Source organism: Fusibacter sp. (genome assembly GCF_057447755.1).
The window spans coordinates 1-4615 of record NZ_JBVBZF010000282.1 but is presented as its reverse complement, the minus strand read 5'-3'; the positions used below and the strand labels follow the sequence as shown (position 1 = coordinate 4615).

5 protein-coding genes are annotated in these 4615 nt (G+C 36.8%); 1 reads left to right on the top strand and 4 read right to left on the bottom strand.

The window, feature by feature from the left end; translation table 11 throughout:
• Positions 1-241 precede the first annotated feature (241 nt).
• Entirely contained in the window at positions 242-1489 is a 1248-nt protein-coding gene (locus AC220I_RS18510; protein WP_486725345.1) for a 4Fe-4S binding protein, read from the bottom strand.
• A gap of 176 nt (positions 1490-1665) precedes the next feature.
• Between AC220I_RS18510 and AC220I_RS18505 the strand changes: the two genes are divergently transcribed.
• Positions 1666-2079: a hypothetical protein gene (locus tag AC220I_RS18505; RefSeq protein ID WP_486725344.1), complete on the top strand. Its 414-nt coding sequence runs from the start codon at positions 1666-1668 to the stop codon at positions 2077-2079.
• 53 nt (positions 2080-2132) lie between these two features.
• On the opposite strand, the gene idi is transcribed toward AC220I_RS18505, so the two are convergent.
• The 3 genes from idi to AC220I_RS18490 all read right to left on the bottom strand — a co-directional run bounded on the left by idi (position 2133) and on the right by AC220I_RS18490 (position 4583).
• The gene (idi, locus tag AC220I_RS18500; protein ID WP_486725343.1) at positions 2133-2669 is read right to left on the bottom strand and encodes an isopentenyl-diphosphate Delta-isomerase; all 537 of its coding nucleotides are present in this window, start codon (positions 2667-2669) and stop codon (positions 2133-2135) included.
• Positions 2670-2754: 85 nt separating this feature from the next.
• Positions 2755-3042: a hypothetical protein gene (locus tag AC220I_RS18495; protein ID WP_486725342.1), complete on the bottom strand. Its 288-nt coding sequence runs from the start codon at positions 3040-3042 to the stop codon at positions 2755-2757.
• A gap of 203 nt (positions 3043-3245) precedes the next feature.
• On the bottom strand, positions 3246-4583 hold the full coding sequence (locus AC220I_RS18490; protein ID WP_486725341.1) for an Lcl C-terminal domain-containing protein: 1338 nt from the start codon (positions 4581-4583) through the stop codon (positions 3246-3248).
• Positions 4584-4615 lie beyond the last annotated feature (32 nt).

Sequence of the window (4615 nt, the reverse complement as noted above, 5' to 3'; positions counted from 1 at the left end):
TCACCTTCATAAAGCTGAGATATTTCATAGACTTTGTATCCATTGTTACCTCAATTTTAGTATCCTTGAGTTTTAACTTACCACTGTTTGTAAGAGAAGGTACCCTCATTAGTTTTCTAATCCTATCCGCTTCAATGAACTTCATGAAGGGCAAAAGGCAAATACTGTAACCTTGAGATTCTTTAATTATGACATTTTATACTGAAAGCTTATAAACCCTTCTATAAATTAGAATGGGTTTTTATGACATTTTCTCTATCAATTTCATCAGATATTTAGATTGAAATGTTTCACTGACCATGATTTGTTTAACCAGAGGCAGCTTTAGAAAAGCACCTGTGAATGCCGCCATAAAACGGTGACTCATCATGGCTTGATTGTCGAAGATCAGGTTGTGAAGTGTATTGGTTTCAATCGCTTCCAGCACCAATTTATGCACAGTATTAACCGGCGTAAATATTCGCTTTTCCCTTTGAATCATGGTTATGGCATTAACACCACAAACACGTTCGCAAACACCACAACCAAGACATAGTGTATCATCGAAGTTGATCTTTCCGGTTTCGTTTAATGAAAAGCATCCCATTGGGCAAACCTTAAGACATTTTCTACATCCTACACATTGATCATTCATTTCAGCAATGAAGTTAGATGAGCTTAAAGTCTGAGGCACACCCATTTTTTTTGCACCCTTAAGTGCCATGCAACAACATGAACAACAGTTGCAAATAAAACCCACGTCATCTTTTACATTTTCTGCAAATTGAACGAGGTTATGTCGATATGCTTCCTCTAAGATTTCAAATGCGCGTTCCTTACTGATTAGCTTGGCATAACCATGCTTTGACAGGGAGTGAGAAAGATTGTTTATGGAAAGACAAACCTCTTGGGGGGCATCACAGTGCCTTCCTAAATGTTCTGCCTTATGTCTGCAATAGCACCTACTCACACCGACACTTTCAGCATTTTCTATAATCTTCGTTGCACGTTCATAATCTAAGACGTATACCTCGTCCTCCGACTGAATGGCTTGCTCATTAACTAATATTCTACCAATTGGCGTTTTAAGAGATAATAGTTTTCGCATAAAGTCTTCTTCAGTTTCAAGATATTGATGAAAGAGTTCACTCAATAATTTTTGATCAAAATGCCCACCTGTTCTCATAAGTGCAAATTCAAAGAAGCCAATCATTGGCGGTGGCATTACATATTTTTGTTCTTTTTGGTCGTTCATGTCTAGAAGAAGTGCTTTTTCAGCAAGTCCCTCCAAAATCTTAAAAGCCTCAGGTTCAGAAATCTGCCAAATTTTTGCAGCATCCTTCACGTTGAAGGGTTTAATTGGTAGCAGAGCAACTAATGATGCTTCTTCAGGTGAAAACATCACTTCAAGTATTTCATATAAGACCTCAGATTCTGGTGCACCCTGAGGGAACTTATTATATCGATCTATTAGGTTCTTATAACCTGTACGCCCAGTTAAATGTGCCATAATCTCAACTCAACCTTCAATTTATTGTAAGCCTTTCAGCTTTCTAATTTAGTTTACCATACTTTTTGTATTTGACGATTCCAATGATACATTTTGATGTCATTTCTCCATTTACTAGTGCATTTTTCCTCATTTTATGTTTTAATAGTATACATATTACTAAAGGAGATAACTTAATGAACACGACAAGTATGGTAATTTGGGGTTTGGTAATTTGTGTAACAATCGGAGCACTTGTTGCATTAAATTATTACAGAAAAAAGAATATTGAAAAATTATTTGAACAGGTTTATGAAAGTGCAAAGCAAGTTCCAAAGCAGAAGAAAAACAGCTTCTTATTATTAATGTTTAAAGAGAGCTTGGCTTCCGCTAAAAAGAAAAAGAAGAACAAATCTAAAACTGGACTTGAACAACTTAATAATCCAAAATATCTTGAAATCCAATTGATGCAAATGTCAAGTATCCTTAAAGATACTTCGAAGGTTCAAGATAAAACGGTTAAAAGCGCACTAACAATGCTTAATGACTATCTCGTATGGGAAAAAGCGAAAAACAGTCAAACTAAGCAACCTACAAAAAAAGCAGCTTAATTTAAATCAAATTAAAGCCCTATCAGTTGATAAAACACCTGAAAGGGCTTTTTTTATGAAATAAAGGCTTTTAGTTTATCTTCTGAAAGCGCAAATAAATGCTTGAACCAATAGGTGTAATTTTCAGGATGAAGTGCGATATCCTGCTTGATGTCATCCAATCCCATCCACTTGTATTCAGCGACCTCATCAGGGTTGATCTTGACCTCACCGTTAAAACGGCCTACGAAAACATGATCAAGCTCATGTTCAAACAAATCAGTATCAAACTCTATTTTATATATAAAATCAAAAAGCTCTGCAAGCTCACACTGAAATCCCATTTCCTCCTGAAGTCTTCTATGAATGGCGTGTTCTAATGTTTCGCCATATCTTGGATGACTACAACAAGTGTTTGTCCACAATCCTGGTGTATGGTATTTGGTTAAACTTCTTCTCTGTAGCAAAAGGGCCTTGTCTTCATTAAAAACAAGAATTGAAAAAGCGCGATGCAAAACGCCTTTATAATGTGCTTCCATCTTTTCAATAGGACCTAGTTCACGGTCCTTCTCATCTACCATGATAATAATTTCAGATTTGCTTTCCGGCATTTTTCCCTCCTTGATATTTTTGAATAATCCCTTATATCCCAGCAAAATCAACTATCGTAATTGTTTTATTAATTCAATACCCTCTCTATTTGCTAAGGTAACACGCCACACAATAAATTTCACCAGCCTCTTGATCTTTAGAAATATGTTTAATTTCCATGCCACATTTTGAACACTTTGATGTTGTAACACAGTCTACTTCTTGTTCCTGCTCATAGTGTACACATGTCAAATCACATTGATCAACTTCACAACTTATGCAATCTTCAGAGGGAAAACCAAATTCACAAGTTTCTGTAATACCATTGTCATTCTCATTCTCATCAATAAGACTTTTTAAATTCTTACAGCTGCTGCAAATACATTCGTTCATTTTATCACCTCCCTATATTCATATCACATCGAAGCATTATATCAAATTCAAGTCATGATTACAATAAATTATTCACCCTTATGTGGTGCTTACTCAAACAGCACTCACTTCACTACAGCTTTTGACTCAATCTACTTTATATGACAAAATCTCATGTAATCGTATATTAACCCGATTACATGAGATTTTAAATTAATTGCCTCTTAAAAGTCGCCGTCACTTACCGTACGTACAGATAAGACATAATTATAAACATACCGTATATCCCCTTGCGGGCCAAAGTACTGAGGATAATCTTCAGGATTTCCAGACTTAGGATCACTTCTCACAGCACCGGCACCATGAACATCCATTATTTGATTTCGCATTTTGCCAAGTGCTTCTCCAAACGAGACGTATGCTGCACTTGATGCTTTATTGACACCATCTTGATGGGTTGTACTCGTCCAGTAAAAACCATAATTCGGATCACCTTTTGTATCCACAAATTCCGTTAAGTTAAATAAATCATTTATTGCTGCTGTATTTGTTGATTGCATAGATTTACTATAATCTACAATACTTTGAAGCTCCTTGGCATTTGGCAAACGCCAATCATCATAGCCCCCAAGATTAAGATTTTCAGAGTATGAAAGCGCTGATTCCCAATCCCGCGTTATACCATCATCAGACATCTGCCACATGAGACCCGTTGCAAGGTCTGTAATAGTGCCATCTCCATTATCAACAAAATTATTTTCACCATATGCCTCATTGCCGCGTACAAGTCTAAAATACATTTCATTATCTTTTCCAGACCTAGGGTCAATCATATTATAGCCTTTAATCCTACCATCAATAAAATTGACACCAAATAAGGTTTTTGAATTATTCATTGTTAAACCACTATATTGGGTACTTGACCACACTTGGGCATCAATTTCTCTTTCGCCTATACTCGTATCGCCAAAGGGTTGATCAAAGTAGTTTGTATCAATGAAAGGCGTTCCAGCACGCTCACCACCTGAAGTCCCTGTGTATAAAATCAGTGAAAACAATTCTTTGATATCTGGTATTCTCCAATCATCATAACCACCCAGGTTCGACTTGTTAGCGTATTCAACCGCCTCACTGTATGACATTTTTGAATCCATGGTCTGTTGCCACATTAGACCAGTAACGTTATCGGTTACAGTACCATCGCCATTATCCGTATAGCTTGGTTGGTAGCCTTCATAATTTCCATCTTGTCCATAGAAGGGATCACCTTCATCAAGATGTGTCACTGTAGTCACATCTGTAAATAATTTCGTAAGGCCTGTATCCACGATTTTGTACGTCAATTCAGAAAAACCTTCTGTGTGATTCAGATCCTGTATTTGACTTGTGACGGTAAGCGCTTCAGGCGTTTCAGGCGCTACTGACTCAACCGTTATATTGCCTTCTAAGACATTGCTTGATCCTATAGATTTTTCTGGTCCACTCCCAGCATAGCAACCAACCACTGTGCTAACGAATACCATCACGACCATTGCCCAAACGAGTATGATTTGCTTTTTCATATCAAAGTCCTTTCAATCAAAGTTAACTACCT